Raw genomic sequence first — 18,262 nt, 5'->3', positions numbered from 1 at the left:
CTCTCCTTTCTTACACTTCTTTAATTGATATAATACTTGTAAATGGTAATAAAACTTCAGTTCCTATTCCTTCTTGCAGTGTTAAGAAATCATCACCAACTGCTACAATAACACCCGTTAACTGCCCAACCGTCACAGTAATTTCAACGTTTTTACCCAAATATTGCTTTGCAATTTCTTTAAAAGGCGATGCATTACATTCTTTTAAAATGTTACAAATAATAGATTGAAATTGACTTGATTTTATAAATTCTTCCGTAGCTTGCTTAGAGTTTCTTTGAATAAACCTTGCAAAGTTTTGCGAAAATAAAAGTCGTTCCACGGCAGGTAGTAATTTGTTATCTAAAAAATAATCTAATTGTCTATTAAACAATCTTGATAATTTATGCCAATATTTTCTGAACAGACACATACACTTCTCCTCCTAGTTATTTTTAGATTATAAAATTTTACATCCATACATCTTAATGTATACAAAATAGATGTTTTTGTGATAGGTAAGGCATACATTTTCTAAAAGAAATAGTTGTTTCAGGGCATAAAAAAAAGACTATCCAAAAAGGACAGTCTCTTACACTTCAATATTTCGCAACATCGTATAAATGTCGTTATTCACTTTACCAAATGATTTAATGTTGTTTTGAATGTTAGATAATAAAACAACATACACACTACCATTTTTACTAAATCCATTTAAACAATTCCAACCTGGCATTACACCGTGATTCGAATAGCTTCCTGGATCTACGTACCAGCCAAATCCGTAATCCTTCTTCACGGCTGTAAACATTTGATCGTAACTCTCTTTTGAAATTAACTTTCCAGAGTATAACGCTTCGTTAAATAAATATAAATCATGTGCACTCGTATATATATCACCACAACCATAGAGTTGGGACATGCTTGGAATATTAGGTGTTGTCATATTGTTATTTACTATTTTATAACCTGTCGATGGGAATCTTGTTTGTTCTAACGCTGTGCCAAAACCAGAATGTTTCATACCGGCAGTAGCAAAAATATGTTGTTTAATATATTCTTCGAGCGACTGTCCACTTACCTTCTCGGCAATGTATGCAAGTATAGAGTAGTTCGAATCAGAATACTTCCACTTCTCTCCTGGACCACCAATACGCTTTTGATTTCCTATCCTCTTGATCAGTTCTTCATGGGAAATATCTTCTTTTCCTTGCTCATATTCTGGAATCCCTGATGTATGTGTTAATAGATGTTTTAGCTGAATACTATTACCTTGTGGAAAATCCGGAATATACTTTGCAACAGTATCTTCTACTTGTAATTTTTTTTGATCTTTCAATTGCATAATAGCGGTTGCTACAAACGCCTTTGAAATAGAACCAATATAAAAAGTCGTCTCTGAATTATTCGGTACTTGCTGCTCTTTATTTGCCATACCGTACCCTTTATTCAAAAGAACTTTTCCGTTCTTCACAATAACAGCTGTCCCGCTAAATCCTACGTTTTGTAAATATTGATTCAGTTGAGCGTTTTCATTAATTTCTTGAGGTGGTCCCTCCACAGGTTTCTCCACAGCTTGCGCTTGCTTCACTTGTTCTTCCTGCTCTTTTTGTTTTTGTGCTTCTTGCTTCTTTTTTGCCTCTTCTTTCTTTTTTAGCTCTTCTTGTTTCTTCATTTCTGCTGCCGCTTTTAAAGTTTCTTCTTTCTTATTATGCGCAACAATTTTTGTATACATAAAATATACAAGTGATACTAGTAAGACGAGAATGATTGTTCTTTTTATGTATACAATCGGCCGACGTGCTTTCCCATTCGCATTATTTTTTTCCTGATCCATGATTGCCTTTTTCCCCTTATTAACCAATAATTTACTTCCTCTACTAAAGTTTCATTTTAGTAGATTATGGATAATCCATTCTATATCATCCCTACTTTATCACGCACTGCACATATTACCAACCTATATACACAAAAAAGAAAAAGAAAATTTACAAAAGTAAGATTCCCGTTAAATTTTTAACATAAAAAAAGAGGATATCCTCTAAAAAACTGATGTTATCAATTTTTTGGATATCCTCTTATCTAATTATTTATACGTGTTTTTTCATATCATCGGCAACAGATTCAACATTTGTACCTACGATAACTTGTACACTTGTGTCACTCAATTTCATAACACCTTTTGCACCCGCACGTTTTAGTGCCGCTTCGTTTACTTGACCAGCATCTTTCACTTGTAAGCGTAGACGTGTTGCACAGTTATCAATAACTGTTAAGTTTTCTTTTCCGCCTAAAGCTGCTACGTAAGTTTCACCAATTGAACCTGCAACTGGTGCATCCGCATCTTCAACTAACTCATCGTCATCTTCACGACCTGGAGTTTTTAAGTTGAACTTCTTAATTAAGAAGTAGAATACTGCAAAGTAAATTGCTGCATAAATTAAACCGATACCTGCTAATAATACAGGTTTTGTTGCAATACCAAAGTTAATAACATAATCAATAGCACCAGCACTAAATGTGAAACCATCACGAATGCCCAGTGATGTTGTTATGAATAAAGAAAGACCTGTTAATACTGCATGCACACCATATAATACTGGTGATAAGAACATGAATGAGAATTCGATTGGCTCTGTAATACCAGTTAAGAATGAAGTTAACGCTAAACCAGCTAACATACCAGTAACTGCTTTACGTTTTTCTGGTTTAGCAGCCGCAATCATTGCGAAACAAGCTGCTGGTAAACCAAACATCATAACTGGGAAGAAACCAGTCATAAACATACCCGCTGATGGATCTTTTGCAAAGAAACGAGCGATATCACCATGAACAAGATCGCCAGCTGCATTTGTAAAGTCACCAAGTACAAACCAGAAATATGTGTTCATTACGTGATGTAAACCGATTGGAATTAATAAACGGTTTAATAATCCGAATAACCCTGCACCGATTGAACCTAAGTTTACGATACCGTGTGATACTGCATCAATACCAGTTTGGATTGTTGGCCAAATTTGACCGAATACTAATCCTAAAAGAAGCATTACAATAGAAGTAATGATTGGTACGAAACGTTTTCCAGCGAAGAATCCTAACCATTCTGGTAGTTTAATCTTATGGAATTTGTTGTATAGTAATCCAGCGATAACCCCGGCAATAATACCACCGAGTATGGCCATATTTATTTTTGGCGTCAAAGCTGCTGCTTTAGAAACTTTATTCATCGTATCCGCTAATTTAGTTGGATCTACTGAACCGACTAAATCTTGAACACTTTTTAATTTATCATTTAGTTCTGCAGTTGAGTAAGTAACACTTAAAGCATTAGTTGTATTCTTCATAACTAAATAACCAATTGCACCTGCAAGACCAGCTGCACCACTACCGTCAATAGATAAACCGATTGCAACACCAATTGCAAAAATAAGTGCTAAATTATCAAAAATTGCTGCACCGGCCTGTGCCATAACAGGAATGTTTAATACGTCTTCTTGTCCTAGACGAAGCAATAATCCTGCTGCTGGTAGTACTGCGATCGGAAGCATTAAAGCTTTACCAATACGTTGTAAAAACTGCAACATTTTAATTCCCCCTAATTCAATTTATGAAATCGTTATCATTATAAAAACGCTTTAGAAAACGCTTTCTATTACATAACCATAATAACATATAGTTGTATAGATGTGTAGTTTTTATTTCTGAACTTTTTATAGATAAATCCCCTATTTCCAAACTGTTATATAAAAGGGAAATTCTCCTTTTTAAAATACAGAATACTCGAAACGAAAAACCCACTATAGAACATGTAACTTTCGTTTTATCATTCCACTTTTTCATGTTATTATTTATTTCCGAGCATATCGGGAAAAGTAAACTTAGTTAATTCAAAATAGGAGCGTTGGTACTATGCAGTGCATTGAAACAAACAACTTACAACAGTTGTTAGAACAAGTAAAACCATATACGAAAAAAGGAAAACTTGCTACTTATATCCCCGAACTAGGAAATGCAAATCCAGACGATTTAGGGATTGCCATTTTCCATAAAGAATCAGAATATATCCATGCAGGAAACTCACAAACACTATTTACTCTTCAAAGTATTTCCAAAGTAATTACACTTGCCCTTGCCCTTTTAGACCGTGGTGAAGAATATGTATTTTCTAAAGTTGGAATGGAACCAACGGGTGACCCATTTAATTCTATTATTAAGTTAGAAACGACAAGTCCGTCCAAACCCCTTAATCCAATGATTAATGCAGGAGCATTAGCTATTACAAGCATGTTAGCAGGAAAAAATAACGAGGAAAAAATGGAACGTATCCTTCATTTTGTACGTGAAATAACAGATAACCCTACTATTAATTATTCCTCTAAAGTTGCCGATTCAGAATTAGAGACAGCTTATCTAAACCGTTCACTTTGCTACTATATGAAACAAAATGGAATTATCGATTGTGATATTGAAGAACTTATGGATTTATATACTCGTCAATGTGCAGTTGAAGTAAACTGTATCGATTTAGCACGTATCGGCTTAATTTTTGCAATGGATGGATATGATCCATACAAGAAAAAACAAATTATCCCGAAGCATATTACAAAAATCTGTAAAACTTTTATGGTTACGTGTGGTATGTATAATGAATCTGGTGAATTTGCAATTCGTGTTGGTATCCCTGCAAAGAGTGGTGTAGCGGGTGGTATTTTCGGCTGCGTAAAAGGAGACATGGGAATCGGTATTTTCGGACCAGCTTTAGATGCAAACGGAAATAGTATTGCTGGTTTTAAAATTCTTGAACTTCTTTCTGCTCAAGAAGGTTGGAGCATTTTTTAATCACGAGTTATCCTGCTATACTAGCAGGATTTTTTATTTCACCAAAACCTCACTTTTGTCATTTATCAACACCCTTACAAAAACAGTGCTGAAAGTTTCTCTATATCATGCATATTTGTTCCCCCCTCCTGAATAATATAGTACAACCTAGCGCTATATGTGGAGGTGTAAAAGATGAAACTAATATTTCAGATGGGAAAACAACCTGTTCTTGAAAAAACAATCCTTCTTTTTATATTGAGTATTGTAGAAAGCTTGAAACTAAAAGTTGTTTCACTCGACGAAGCTCACCGATACATATTCAATTTAGAAGTACTTGAATTATTAATGGATCGGAACATCGATGATCAAGTACTTGAACTTATTCATTTCGGGATGGGACTTGAAGACATTCATCATGTGCTTCCTGAAGAACTTGAGCATACTATCGAGGAATTAAAATGGCTTTGCATCCAAGTGTTAAGTGAATACAGTATGCATGAAGAATCAGAGCAATTAATTGAAGACATACGCTAAAAAGCACCTATTTAGTATGTAGGTGCTTTTTATTTATTAAGAAGTAAATATCTGATGTCGATATATGCAATTTATTCAAGTATTTCCGAGGAAATGCTCGAACATTGCTTTTCTATTTTCACAACAACTGGTCAATCCCAATAAGTATTAGTAACACTCCTGCAATAACCGTCGCCCATTTCCCTAAGTATTCTGCTAAATATCGTTTTCCTACATACGCAAAACCACTTATGCAAATAAAACTAAACACCCCAGAAATAGTCGCTGTAAGCCAAAGGTTTAAATTTGTTACCCCAGCATCGAATCCACCTGCAATATTATTAATAGACAATGCAATACCTAGAACAAGTGCTTCAGAAAAACTAATTGTTTTAGAGCCATCAAAATCTGCTTTTTCTGGATCACGTAAAATTCCCATAAGTACATTATCATCTTTAGAACCTGCAGTATTTTTTTGACTCAAGAAAGGCTGGCATAAAATAAACACCCCGATTATCCCTAAAACGATTGCTCCAATCAAGTTTGCTGTAAACTCTGAAATAAATAACGCAATCCAGTTCCCAAAAAATCCAGCTAATAAAGTAAATAAAAATCCAAAGAAAGCGATGATAAAATTGTTAAACCACGAAATTCGAATTTTACGAATGCCATATGCAATCCCAACACCTGCATTATCTAAATTTGAAGCAATCCCGATTAAAAAAATTGAAAATAAACCTGCTGTACTCATAAACATTCACCCCTTTTTCTCACTTTTCCATGCATATTATGAAAATGTTGAGCAACTGTGCCTGTCTGTTTCATATACTTGTAATAAATGCTCAACATTTTTTCAACAATAAAAAAAGGAGTGTCTTCATTATGCCTCAAGAAAATCCAAACGATCGGCTTGGTAATTTAATAAAAAAACTTTTAAAAGAACGTGCCTTATCTATGCGCCAGCTAGGACTGCTTACAAATATCGACCCTGCAACTATCTCAAGAATTATGAATGGCAAACAACCTCCAAAACAAAAACATCTACAAAAATTTGCAGAATGTCTTCAAGTTCCACCTCAATTGTTATTTGATGAAATGTATCCTAATTCTCCTCACGTAAATAAAGAAAAGACGGATATGTACACATCTCTTGATACCATTCAGCAAACTTTACAGTCCTCTAACTTATTCGATTTCGATTACACTACAACTCGCGTAAAACAAGAACTTGAAAATTATGAACGCTATGCTCAGACAACAGAAGGCGAAAAACGTATTCATGATAGTTTCGCAAGCAAACTCGAACAGATTGATAGTGCTGGTCCTTTCATTGAGCAATTAACAGATATGTATCAACAATTTTGTACTGAAACCATTTCAAAAGAAGAACGTGCAATTCTTGGAGGCGCTTTACTTTATTTCATTTTATCCACAGACATTATCCCAGATTATCTCTTTCCAATTGGCTATTTAGATGATGCGATCGCCGTTGAATTAGCGAAAGAGAAATTAATTGAAATCAAACGAAAAACATAGGAAAATAAAGAACTATTTCAGTTGTTGTTTCTATGCAACTCTGAAATAGTTCAGTAAAAAATCGTACAAGTATACATACACGTACGATTTCAATATACAAACTTATTTTTTCGTATGACACCATTCATATATGAATGCTGTTATCACTTTTGTAAATTCAATTAACTGTTCAATTTCAACTTTCTCATTTACAGAATGTGCTTCTTCTAATGTACCTGGTCCATATATAATCGCTGGAATGTGAAACTCACTAAACCAACCACCATCAGTTACCGTTGCAGACATATCTACAATTGCATTTTTAGATAGAATTGATTCGTGTACTGAGCTGAATTTTTTTACAGCTGTATGTTCACTATCTACTTCTAAAGAAGGGAAAATTTCGCCACGATCTACAATCATTGATTCTCCGCCCCACTTAAATTGTGGTGGATTTTCACTTAACCATGGATCGGCAGCTGCCACCTTTCCAATATATTCTTCAATTTCTTTTATTATTTGTTCATGTGTTTCATTCGGATAGAAGTGAACTGTTATCCACAATCGACACTCATCCGCAATAAACGCTGCATGTCTTCCTCCCTCAATAACAGCTGGATTAATGGTCGTTGTTCCAGATGGATAGCCTTCATATGTTTTCATGACTGCCCAATGACGCTCTAATTCTTGTAAGCTTTGCACAATTTTCATCATTTTTTCAATCGCACTCGCTCCAAATAAACGTCCGCCAGCATGAATCATTTGTCTACGTGTTGCATCATGAAACGTTTGCGGGCTTTTCACTGTAATCCATCCAGTAATGACACCGCCTTGTCCTTGCATATGTAAATCACTCGTATCCACTACTACTGCAAAATCAGCATCGTAACCTCTTTTGCAGCATTGAAGTGTGCCTGCTTCCCCAACTTCTTCTCCAATTACCGACTGAAATATTAAATCTCCAGGTAGTTCAATGCCTGTTTCTTGTAAAAGCTGAATAGCAAATAACGCTCCAGCTAATCCACCTTTCATATCAGCTGCACCGCGCCCAACTAACCAACCGTCTTTTATAAATGGCTCAAACGGATTTGTTTCCCACACCTCATCTGCCGACACTTCAGCTACATCCATATGTCCATTAATAATAAGACTTTGATGTGTGTCACTCTCTATTCCTTTTTTTATCCCAACAACGTTCGGGTCATTCGGATATACATCCCATTTATCAATACTAAAATTTTGTTTTCTTAAAAACTCTGCAACAAATTCTTGCGCTTCATTTGTATTTCTCGCTGGCGGTGCTGGTGTTTCAAAACGAATTAATGTTTTTGTAAGTTCTAGCAATTCCTCTTTCCTTGCATCTATTTGTTTTAATAACTGCGAAACTTCTGGATTCATCACTAATTCCCCTTTGCATACATAGTATGTTTCCAGCTTTATTGTCACAAAAAAAGAGACTGTTTACAATGTTACAGTCTCTTTTTTAGCATCAGTTTCTAATAGCTTTATAGACTTTCTGCTTCTGTTGTATTTACTTTTTCAACATGTTCTATTTTACTTCCCTTATTTTTTGTCGCACGGTAAAACAGTAAACAAACAATCATAAATGGAATACCACAATATAACGCCATTCTTTGCTCGGGGATAAAGGCCATAGCAACTATAACTGTTACATTTAATGTTAATGCAAGAAGTGGTACAAATGGATACAATGGTGTTTTAAATTTCAAGTCCTTAACATCCCCTCCCTGCTTCATGTATGACCTTCTAGCTAATAAGTTTGATAAAGCAATAGATGCCCAAACTAGTATCGCTCCGAATCCAGCGATAGAAAGCAACCATAAATAAACTGTGTCTTCCGCATAAATACCTGATAGTAATGAGAGACAACCTACAATTGTGCTTACAATCAATGCATAAATAGGAACACCGTTTTTAGATAACTTACCAAAAATCGGACTAATCATTCCTTGATTAGACATAGACCATAGCATACGAGAAGTTGCATATAATCCTGAATTCGCAACGGATAGCACTGCTGTAATAATAACGAAATTTATAATATCTGCTGCATAAGGAATACCAATTTTATCAAATACAACTACGAATGGACTTTCTATCACTCCTGCTTGCTGCCAAGGGAATAGTCCAGCAAGAATAAAAATAGATAGTACAAAGAAAACAAGTATACGCCAAACTGTATTATTAATTGCCTTCGGGATCGTTTTCTCTGGATTTTCACTCTCTCCAGCTGCAATACCAACTAATTCTGTTCCTTGGAAAGAAAAATTAACTGCAATCATCGTAATTAAAATTGCTGATAATCCATTTGGAAACAATCCACCATAATCAGTAAAGCTAGAGAACATTGGCGCCGGTTCATTTCCTTTCATATCTAGAAACCCAAACATTGCTGCCCCGCCCAAAATAATAAATGCAATGATTGTAATTACTTTAATACTTGCAAACCAAAATTCCACTTCCGCAAAACTTTTTGAAGATAACGCATTAATAGCAAAGAGCAGTACTGCGAACACTACACACCAAATCCATGACGGTACATCGGGAAACCAGCGTTTCATCAAAATACTAACTGCAATTAATTCAATGCCTATCGTAGCAGACCAGTTTAACCACGACATCCATCCCACTACATAACCCGCTGCAGGGGAAATGTGCTTTGTCGCATACGTTTGATAAGACCCTGCGTCAGGCATCGCAACAGCTAATTCTCCTAAACAGAGCATCGTTAAATACATTACAAATCCACCGACAAGATACGCTACAATTGCTCCTCCAGGTCCAGCTTCATGAATTGTATAACCTGATCCTAAAAAAAGTCCTGTACCAATAACTCCACCGAGTGCAATCATAAATATGTGCCTGCTTTTCAACTCTCTTTTTAATCCTTGGTTTTGATCCATCATATACATCCCCCCTTTTTACTTTGCCAATCTACTTAATGTAAGCGTTTTTAAAGTTATTCACTGTAAAAATAATGATTTAAAAGAGCAAAAATACACATCACTTACATTAATCACTGCCTGTTACTAAAAGGTCATCCCTTACTGTTATTAATAATTTTTGATCAGCAATAGCTTGTCCTTCTACTACTTCTAATGATTCGATATAACCACTAATTCCTATCTTAATTTCTACTTTTTGTTTATCTATCGTTTCAATTAACGCTAATTTCTCCCACTCGTATACGTAAGAACTTTCAGTAACAAATAATTTCTCTACTTTTCCATAACAAGGACTATACACACTTTCTATAACCGTCTTCACTTTATAAACTCCTCCTTCTTATTAATTGGTACTGAAACGTTGCATATCCTATAACAATCCCTATTCCCCCTTTAAGGATTTCAAATATTATTTATGCAAAATACGTACCAAACTCTAATTCGTATATAAAATAAGAGTTTTTCACAAAAAAATCCGCTTAACCGCAAAATTTTTCTATCATTTGAAAAGTTTTAAGAGAAAAATAGCAAAAAAATTTTGCGATTTTATAAGAATTTTAATAAAATTATAAAAAGTCAGTCTTCATAGGGTGAAATGAGGAGAAGATAATCTATGCGTACAGAAGAAATTAATTTTAAACAGATCATTGAAATGAATATGCTATATGAAACTTTACTCAATGAGCTCGATATCGGGATTCATATTATTAATGAGGAAAGTAAAACGATTATCTACAACCGCAAAATGATGGAAATTGAATCAATGGAACGCTCGGATGTGCTATATAAAAGTCCTTTAGAAGTATTCGCATTTGAAGAAAATAAAAATAGTACTCTTATAGAGGCATTAAAATTAGGAAAAACAAACAAAAATATAAAACAAACGTATTTTAACAATAAAGGACAAGAAATTACGACGATTAACAATACTTTCCCTATAATAGAAAACGGAAAAATTAAAGGCGCTATTGAAATATCAAAAGAGATTAGTCACTCAAAACAAACAATAAGAATGGGCCCTTCTCGAAAACAAAGTACTAAATTTACCTTTGATCACATAATTGGTGATTCTGAAGCCATTCAATCAATCATTGCAGAAGGAAAAAGAGTAATTCGTACATCTTCCTCCATACTTCTCGTAGGAGAAACAGGTACTGGTAAAGAACTATTTGCACAAAGCATCCATAATGAAAGTCAGCGTTCAACAAAACCCTTTATTTCACAAAACTGTGCCGCTATACCTGATACCTTAATGGAAAGCTTATTATTTGGTACAAATCGAGGTGCCTTTACAGGAGCAATAGATAAACCAGGTTTATTCGAAGAAGCAAACGGAGGAACTTTGTTATTAGATGAAATCAATTCATTAAGTCCTACACTTCAAGCTAAGTTGCTACGGGCTATACAAGAAAAAACAATACGAAGAATCGGAGGTACACAAGAAAAAGAAATTGATGTTCGCATTATAGCAACTATCAATGAAGATCCCTTCGAAGCCATCGCAAATGATCGATTAAGGGAAGACTTATATTACCGATTAAGCGTCGTTACTTTATGTCTTCCGCCTTTACGTAAAAGAAAAGAAGATATTCCAGCCCTTGTTCAGCACTTTATTAAAAAGTACAACATTCAATTTGGGCTCAGCGTGACGGATCTAGATGTACATGTAAGAGAATTCTTGTATGCATATGATTGGCCTGGAAACGTACGAGAATTAGAACATATCATTGAAGGTTCAATGAATTTAGTTGAAGAAGAAAATATCATTACAGCGTTTCATCTTCCCACTCGCTTTCGCGAACGAATAAAAAAAGAATTCAATATGCAACCTTTCCTAACTAATAACGATGCTGATGCACCTAAAACGTTAAAGCACACAATAGAGGCCATGGAAAAGAACTACATCAATCAAATTCTGAAAGAGTACCACGGTAATATCTCACAGGCCGCAAAGTTTTTGGGATTAAGTAGGCAAAACTTACAATATCGAATTAAAAAATTGCATTTACACATATGAAATGAAACTTTAATCAAATGTAGGATGAATCTGCTTCCATGTGTAAATAAAAATTGGAAAAATATGCTACAATAAACATATAACATACTAGAAAGGAACGATATATATGAGTAATGATAACAAATTAAAGTTATTACAATACTTAGCCTTCTTCCCTACCATTGTATGTTTGATGTTACTAGTTGATATGAATGCTTATCCTTATGCAAAACTATTAGCAACAATTAGCGGCTCCTTTGCAGCCATTATGCTTGCTGTTTTTTGGAATTTGAAGATACGTATGAAGAAAGAACAATCTTCTTAACACCAAAACGTAAAAAAATCGAGCCTACACAGCTCGATTTTTTACTGATTATTAAAACTCAACATTCTCCAAATACAAACCACTCGCCTCAGCAAGGCAATTAATTTGATTACGTTGTTTTTCCTCTAAAATGTTTGGGATTGCATCCGCATCTAATTGTCCTAATCCAACTTCAATTAATGCTCCAACAATTTTTCGTACCATGTTATGAAGGAATCCGTTACCACTTACTCTAATTTGTACAAATCCTGCTTCTTCCATCACATCAAGTGTATATACTTCTCGAACCATAGACTTTTTCTTTGATTTCGCATTTGAAAAAGCAGTAAAGTCATGTGAACCAACTAAATGTTTCGCAGCTTCTTTCATGCTTTTCACATTTAATTTTTTATTCACATGCATGCTGTATTTACGCATAAATGGATTTGTATGCTCTTCATTCCAAATCTTATAAAGGTATGTTTTTGCTTTAGAGTTGTAACGAGCATGGAAGCGATCTTGAACTTCTTCTACATCCGTAATGCTAATATCGTTAGGTAAATATTGATTTAAATATTTTTTCACTTTATGTTCCACTAACTTCTCATCACTTTGAAAGTTAGCAACTTGATTCAAAGCATGTACACCAGCGTCTGTTCTACTACAACCGATAATTTCAATTTCTTTTCCGACCATTTCAGATATAACACTTTCGATTTTCCCTTGAATCGTATTATCGTTATTACCAAGACGCTGCCATCCTTTATAACGAGCACCGTCGTACTGAATCGTTAATTTATAATTATGCATAATATTCTCCTTCATAGAAAATATTCCCTCATACCATGAGGGAATATTAATAAACTTTACTTTCTAACAAGCTTCACTACATTTTCTACATGAGCTGTATGCGGGAACATATCAACTGGTTGCACATACTCCACTTCATAACTCTTCATTAATGCTTGTACATCACGTGCTAATGAAGAAGGATTACAAGATACGTAAACAACTTGTTTCGGCTTCACTTTTAAAATTGTTTCCAGTAATTTATCATCGCAACCTGTACGTGGTGGATCGACAACAATTACATCTGGACGCCATCCTTCTTTTACCCATTTCGGTAACCACTGTTCAGCTTTACCTGCTTCATATTTCGTATTTGTAAATCCGTGACGCTTCGCATTTTTTCTTGCATCTTCAATCGCTTCTGGAATTACATCCATACCACGTACTTCCGCTGCATCATTTGCAAGCCAAAGACCGATTGTACCAACACCACAATATGCATCTACAATTTTCTCATCGCCTGTTAAAGCAGCTGCTTTTTTCGCTTCATCGTATAAAACAACTGTTTGTTCTGGATTTAACTGGAAGAATGCACGTGCTGATAATTCAAATGATAAATCACCTAGTGTTTCTTGAATTACTTCTTTTCCAGCTAATTTAAATGTTTTATCACCGAAAATAACAGATGTTTTACGCCAGTTCACGTTTTGCATAATTGATTTAACAGCTGGCATCTGTTTTTGTACTTCTGCAATAAATTGATCTTTATTTGGTAATTCTTCTTTTGTTGTAATAAGTGTAACTTGTACTTCCCCTGTTTGAACTGCAGTACGTGTCACAATTGTGCGTACTAAACCTTTTTGTTTTTTCTCATTGTAAATAGAAACATTTAACTTTTCTAATATACGTCTTACAACTTTTGTCGCTTCATTCGTTGCTTTATGTTGAATCATACAATGAGCAATATCAATTAACTGATGTGAGTTTTGCTTATACAGCCCTGTAATGACCTTTTCGTCTTTACGTCCCACTTGTAGTTGACTCTTATTACGATAATGCCATGGATTTTCCATACCAAGCGTTGGACGGATTTTCTCTTCCAAACTGTTGTTCATATACTTCTCAAATGCTTGTACAACGATATCACGCTTTTGATTTAATTGTTCTTTATAATCTAAATGTTGCAGCTGACAACCGCCACACTCTTCATATACCGGACACGGTGCTTTCACACGATGTGGTGAAGCTTTACGAACTTTTTTCACTTTCGCTTCAGCGAAGCCACGCTGAATTTTCGTTGTTTCAGCAACGACTTCTTCTCCTGGTAATGCCCCTGGAATGAAAACAACTTGTCTCTTAAAATAACCAACGCCTTCTCCGTTAATCCCAAGACGTTTAATTGTCACAGGAAACGTTTGACCAACTTCCAACTTACTCTCATGTTGCTTTTGTATCATGATTACACCTCTACTCTATACTTTTCCATAAATATAACGCTGCATAACTGCAGTATGGTTCACACTCTTGTTTTACGTTTTCTAAAAATGCATCATCAGGTTTATCATCTAATTGAAATACACCTTGCACTGCACGCTGAATTCCGATGTCTGCTTTCGGAAACATATTTTTCCGCCCAAGCCCAAACATTAAAAAGTTTTGCACTGTCCATGCACCAATCCCCCTAATTGGTAACAATTGTGCTGAAACCTCTTCTTCCGTCTTGGTTTCTATACTCGCTAAATCTAATGTACCACGGGCAATACGTTTTGCTAACCCTACTATATATTCAGCCTTCCGCTGACTAAACTTCTGCTCTCTCAATTCTTCTATTGAAATATTTGCTACTATTTCCGGAGTCGGGAAAAAGAAGACACCGTTCTTCTCTGTTCCATATCGTTTTACAAATTGTTCTGTTAGCACAGTAGCAAATTTCAAATTTATTTGTTGATGAATGATACAGCGAAGAAGACAAGCGAAATAATCGAATTCTAAAATAATTGGAGTATAAGCATACATCTCAAATAGTGGACGTAATGATGTGCTTAAAAAATGATTTTGTATATCTTGAAACGGATCATCCCAATGAAAAATGGCCCTCATTCGTTTCATTACTTTCTCTGGATCTCCTGTCTGACTAGAAATCCAAAACTGTGGATTTTGAACAGTACCAATCCCTTGCAAGCGAACAACAATCTGTTCCTCGTCTATACAAAGCGGGACATAAATGACTTTCTCATCTAATTGAATGACGTTGAGAGGATCAAAAGATAAACGTTTTAATACCTCTTCAAAATGATATGGATACTCTAACGTAACATGTTCGCTCCACATACGTTTCCCCATCCTTTTTACACATCATTATAGCATGAGAAAACCGCAAGCATACATGCTTACGGTTGATTGCTTTTTACTAAGTCATCTAGACTTTTAAAATGATACCCTTTCTCGCGCAAATCATCAATGATTTTCGCAAGTGCTTCTGCATTATCTTTTGATATTGCATGAAGTAATAAAACAGATCCTGGGTGAATCATCGTCATTACATTGTTATGCGCATATTGCCACCCTCTTTGCTGATCCACTTTCCAATCAAGAAATGCGAGTGACCAAAATACATTATAATAGCCCATTTCTTTCGTAAGAGCTAATGTCCTTTCACTAAACACCCCTCGCGGAGGACGTACATATTTCACTTCTTTTTGTCCCGTTACTTTTTTAATTTCTTCCGTTACACTCGTTAATTCTTCACGAAGTTTCGCATCATTAACTGCTGTAAAATCAGGATGACTCCACGAATGATTTCCGATAATGTGTCCTTCATTCTTCATTCGTAATAATAAATCTTTTTGCGTTTTTATATAATGCCCTGTTACAAAGAAAGTAGCTGGTACTTTCTTCTCTTTTAATACATCTAAAATTTGTCCTGTATAGCCATTTTCATATCCATTATCAAATGTTAAATAAATATCTTTTTTCTTCGTATCCCCTAAATAAAATCCTCCATTTTTTTGTAGCAATTCTGTATAAAGTTTTCCTGCATCTGGTACTGTTTCATTTTTAGGACGCGGAATTCCCCAGTTATGTGGAGTATTTGTATAAGCCAACGTTGAAACTGGAACAAGTGCCATCATAATTGAAAAAATGAGACCTATATATAACCATTTATATTTCATAAATAGTCTCCTTTCCATATATAATCGTACCTGTAGTTTCTGTTTCCCTGCTTTCTTTCATGCTGTGCATGTTTTTCTATATATACCAAAAAAATGCATCTCGAAAGATTCGAGATGCATTTTTGTTTATTTAAATACCGGCTCTTTAAAGCTAGCTAATTTTTCAAGTGATGTTTTATCGACATCTGCATGTAAACTATTACCATGAGAGTCCATCGTTACAACTGCTTTAAAACCTTCAATGCGTAAATGCCACATTGCTTCTGGAATACCAAATTGTAAGAAATCAACATCTTTCACTTCTTTAATACATTCAGCATAATATTGCGCCGCACCGCCAATTGCGTTTAAGTACACGCCGCCATGTTCTTCTAATACTGCTAATGTTTTTGCACCCATGCCGCCTTTACCGATTACAGCACGGATACCGAATTTCTTCATAATATCCCCTTGGTATGGCTCTTCACGAATACTTGTCGTTGGACCTGCCGCTTTAATTTGCCAATTTTCATTCTCGTCTTTCACTACAACTGGACCACAGTGGTAAATAACTTGGCCATTTAAGTCTACTGGACAATCGTTATCCATTAAATGCTTATGGATTGCATCACGACCTGTATACATCATGCCATTAATTGTTACAACATCACCAACGCGAAGTTCACGAATTTGCTCTTCTGTAATTGGTGCTTGTAATACAATCTCACGTTGCTCTGTTTTTTCTTGTACTTCTTGCTGAAGTGTATCTTCACCTTCTTGATATAACCAATCCATAATTTCTCCTGTTTCAGGGTGGATTTTTACACCAAGGCGACGATATGCCCAGCAATTATACGCAACAGATACGTAGAAACTAGCTGGCAGGCGGTTATATACGCCAATTTTACAACCAAGTAAAGTTGTTTCTCCGCCGAATCCCATTGTACCAATACCAAGCTTATTTGCATTTTCTAATACGTACTCTTCAAGCTTTTGTAACTCTGGTACTGGATTGACATCATCTAATGTACGGAATAATTGATTTTTTGCCAATTCATAACCTGATGTGCGGTCTCCCCCGATACCAACACCAATTACACCTGCACTACATCCTTGACCTTGTGCTTGGTATACTGCATGAAGAAGGCATTTACGAATTCCTTCTAAATCACGGCCTGCGCGTCCAAGTCCTTCTAATTCACACGGTAAGCTATATTGAATATTTTTATTCTCACAGCCGCCACCCTTTAAAATTAAACGTGCATCAATATAATCTTGTTCCCATTGCTCAAACTTAATAACTGGTGTACCTGGCCCTAAATTATTTCCGCTATTGTCTCCAAAAAGAGAGTCAACAGAATTAGGGCGAAGTTTACCATCTTTTGTCGCCCGCTCAAGCGCACTATAGATAGCTTCCTTCATTTTTAATTGATTCACACCAACTGGTGTATAAATTTTAAACGTTGGCATCCCTGTATCTTGGCAAATCGGCGAGATATTATCATCTGCCATTTTAATATTATTCGTAATTGTGCCAAGTGCCATCGCAGAACGAGTCCCTGCATTTTCTCGCTCTTTCGCTTGTTGAATTGCACGACGAACATCTTTCGGTAAGTTCGTTGACGTTTCAACAACTAGTTGATACATGCTTTCTTGAAGCTTTTCCATTGTTACTTCCCCCTCAATTGTGAACGCTACCAAAACGTTATGAGATGAAAATTCCATTGTTATGCTCTTCAGCTTTTTATTTATTTCAATGCTATTAAAGTATAAATGAAATTTTTCACAACTTGATTATACCTTTTTTTCTATATTCCTTCTATTATCCATACAGAAAAAGGCTACCAAATTTGTATTGGCAGCCTTTTTAATATATTATTCGTCTTTTTTAAATTGCTCACATTTGAATTCTAATTCATCTAACATCGCAAGAAGACGATCTACATCTTCTAACTCTACTTCTTCAGGTTCAATTGTATCAATTACTTCAATAAACATATTTAAACGTTCTTTTAAATATACTAATTGTGAGTCTTTATCTTGGATTGCTTTTCCCATGAAGGCACTCTCCTTTTAATTCGAGTTGCTTTTATTATACCGCAAAAACGATTACTATGGGCATGAAATTTCATCAATTTTTTCACAGTCATCCACTATAATGTAAGCCTTCTCTCTTTTTATGCTAAAAAGTTTCACTTTATAAAAAGTACATATTCTTCTATTATAG

General features: G+C 35.1%; 18 protein-coding genes and 1 pseudogene. 5 read left to right on the top strand and 14 right to left on the bottom strand.

Features of this window, described 5'->3' with window-relative positions:
* Positions 1–10 precede the first annotated feature (10 nt).
* From COK05_RS10775 to COK05_RS32055, 4 genes and pseudogenes are all read right to left on the bottom strand, one after another.
* Complete coding sequence (locus COK05_RS10775) at positions 11–412, bottom strand: DUF2642 domain-containing protein (RefSeq protein WP_098612578.1); 402 nt, start codon at positions 410–412, stop codon at positions 11–13.
* Between the two features lie 159 nt (positions 413–571).
* A complete protein-coding gene (locus COK05_RS10770; protein WP_141539016.1) occupies positions 572–1,843 on the bottom strand; it encodes a serine hydrolase domain-containing protein in 1,272 nt (423 codons plus the stop codon).
* A 226-nt stretch (positions 1,844–2,069) separates the two neighbouring features.
* Positions 2,070–3,563 (bottom strand): N-acetylglucosamine-specific PTS transporter subunit IIBC, encoded by a 1,494-nt coding sequence (gene nagE, locus COK05_RS10765; RefSeq protein ID WP_097961686.1) that lies wholly within the window; start codon positions 3,561–3,563, stop codon positions 2,070–2,072.
* A 141-nt stretch (positions 3,564–3,704) separates the two neighbouring features.
* A pseudogene (locus COK05_RS32055) lies at positions 3,705–3,819 on the bottom strand (transcriptional regulator).
* A 69-nt stretch (positions 3,820–3,888) separates the two neighbouring features.
* Here COK05_RS32055 and glsA point away from each other — a divergent pair.
* Complete coding sequence (gene glsA, locus COK05_RS10760) at positions 3,889–4,818, top strand: glutaminase A (RefSeq protein ID WP_098612576.1); 930 nt, start codon at positions 3,889–3,891, stop codon at positions 4,816–4,818.
* Positions 4,819–4,992: 174 nt separating this feature from the next.
* Entirely contained in the window at positions 4,993–5,334 is a 342-nt protein-coding gene (locus COK05_RS10750; RefSeq protein ID WP_000766603.1) for a DUF3969 family protein, read from the top strand.
* 118 nt (positions 5,335–5,452) lie between these two features.
* Here the strand turns inward: COK05_RS10750 and ytaF are convergent, their stop codons facing one another.
* A complete protein-coding gene (gene ytaF / locus COK05_RS10745; RefSeq protein WP_098612575.1) occupies positions 5,453–6,064 on the bottom strand; it encodes a sporulation membrane protein YtaF in 612 nt (203 codons plus the stop codon).
* Between the two features lie 131 nt (positions 6,065–6,195).
* Here ytaF and COK05_RS10740 point away from each other — a divergent pair, with 131 nt between their 5' ends.
* Entirely contained in the window at positions 6,196–6,849 is a 654-nt protein-coding gene (locus COK05_RS10740; protein WP_098612574.1) for a helix-turn-helix domain-containing protein, read from the top strand.
* 102 nt (positions 6,850–6,951) lie between these two features.
* On the opposite strand, the gene COK05_RS10735 is transcribed toward COK05_RS10740, so the two are convergent.
* The 3 genes from COK05_RS10735 to COK05_RS10725 all read right to left on the bottom strand — a co-directional run bounded on the left by COK05_RS10735 (position 6,952) and on the right by COK05_RS10725 (position 10,116).
* Positions 6,952–8,274, bottom strand: a complete 1,323-nt coding sequence (locus COK05_RS10735) for an acetylornithine deacetylase (protein WP_141539014.1) — start codon at positions 8,272–8,274, stop codon at positions 6,952–6,954.
* Positions 8,275–8,333: 59 nt separating this feature from the next.
* Complete coding sequence (locus COK05_RS10730; RefSeq protein ID WP_098612572.1) at positions 8,334–9,755, bottom strand: amino acid permease; 1,422 nt, start codon at positions 9,753–9,755, stop codon at positions 8,334–8,336.
* 106 nt (positions 9,756–9,861) lie between these two features.
* Positions 9,862–10,116, bottom strand: coding sequence for a biotin/lipoyl-containing protein (locus COK05_RS10725; RefSeq protein ID WP_098612571.1), 255 nt, complete (start codon positions 10,114–10,116; stop codon positions 9,862–9,864).
* Between the two features lie 291 nt (positions 10,117–10,407).
* Between COK05_RS10725 and COK05_RS10720 the strand changes: the two genes are divergently transcribed.
* Positions 10,408–11,811, top strand: a complete 1,404-nt coding sequence (locus COK05_RS10720) for a sigma-54 interaction domain-containing protein (RefSeq protein WP_098612570.1) — start codon at positions 10,408–10,410, stop codon at positions 11,809–11,811.
* A gap of 106 nt (positions 11,812–11,917) precedes the next feature.
* Positions 11,918–12,115, top strand: a complete 198-nt coding sequence (locus tag COK05_RS10715; RefSeq protein ID WP_098612569.1) for a hypothetical protein — start codon at positions 11,918–11,920, stop codon at positions 12,113–12,115.
* 51 nt (positions 12,116–12,166) lie between these two features.
* Here the strand turns inward: COK05_RS10715 and truA are convergent, their stop codons facing one another.
* From truA to COK05_RS10685, 6 genes are all read right to left on the bottom strand, one after another.
* Positions 12,167–12,904, bottom strand: a complete 738-nt coding sequence (truA, locus tag COK05_RS10710) for a tRNA pseudouridine(38-40) synthase TruA (RefSeq protein ID WP_098612568.1) — start codon at positions 12,902–12,904, stop codon at positions 12,167–12,169.
* 56 nt (positions 12,905–12,960) lie between these two features.
* On the bottom strand, positions 12,961–14,340 hold the full coding sequence (rlmD, locus tag COK05_RS10705; RefSeq protein ID WP_000615214.1) for a 23S rRNA (uracil(1939)-C(5))-methyltransferase RlmD: 1,380 nt from the start codon (positions 14,338–14,340) through the stop codon (positions 12,961–12,963).
* 10 nt (positions 14,341–14,350) lie between these two features.
* Positions 14,351–15,214: a DNA-3-methyladenine glycosylase family protein gene (locus COK05_RS10700; protein ID WP_098612567.1), complete on the bottom strand. Its 864-nt coding sequence runs from the start codon at positions 15,212–15,214 to the stop codon at positions 14,351–14,353.
* Positions 15,215–15,273: 59 nt separating this feature from the next.
* Positions 15,274–16,056, bottom strand: a complete 783-nt coding sequence (gene pdaA / locus COK05_RS10695) for a delta-lactam-biosynthetic de-N-acetylase (protein ID WP_000875971.1) — start codon at positions 16,054–16,056, stop codon at positions 15,274–15,276.
* Between the two features lie 126 nt (positions 16,057–16,182).
* The gene (gene fumA, locus COK05_RS10690; RefSeq protein ID WP_098612566.1) at positions 16,183–17,703 is read right to left on the bottom strand and encodes a class I fumarate hydratase; all 1,521 of its coding nucleotides are present in this window, start codon (positions 17,701–17,703) and stop codon (positions 16,183–16,185) included.
* Positions 17,704–17,910: 207 nt separating this feature from the next.
* Positions 17,911–18,093 carry an SE1561 family protein gene (locus tag COK05_RS10685; RefSeq protein ID WP_098612565.1) on the bottom strand — a complete coding sequence of 61 codons (183 nt, stop codon included), beginning with the start codon at positions 18,091–18,093 and terminating at the stop codon, positions 17,911–17,913.
* Positions 18,094–18,262: the final 169 nt, after the last annotated feature.

The organism is Bacillus cereus (genome assembly GCF_002567495.1).
Classification (GTDB): Bacteria; Bacillota; Bacilli; order Bacillales; family Bacillaceae_G; genus Bacillus_A; species Bacillus_A cereus_AQ.
This window is presented reverse-complemented; position numbering and strand designations above follow the sequence as displayed.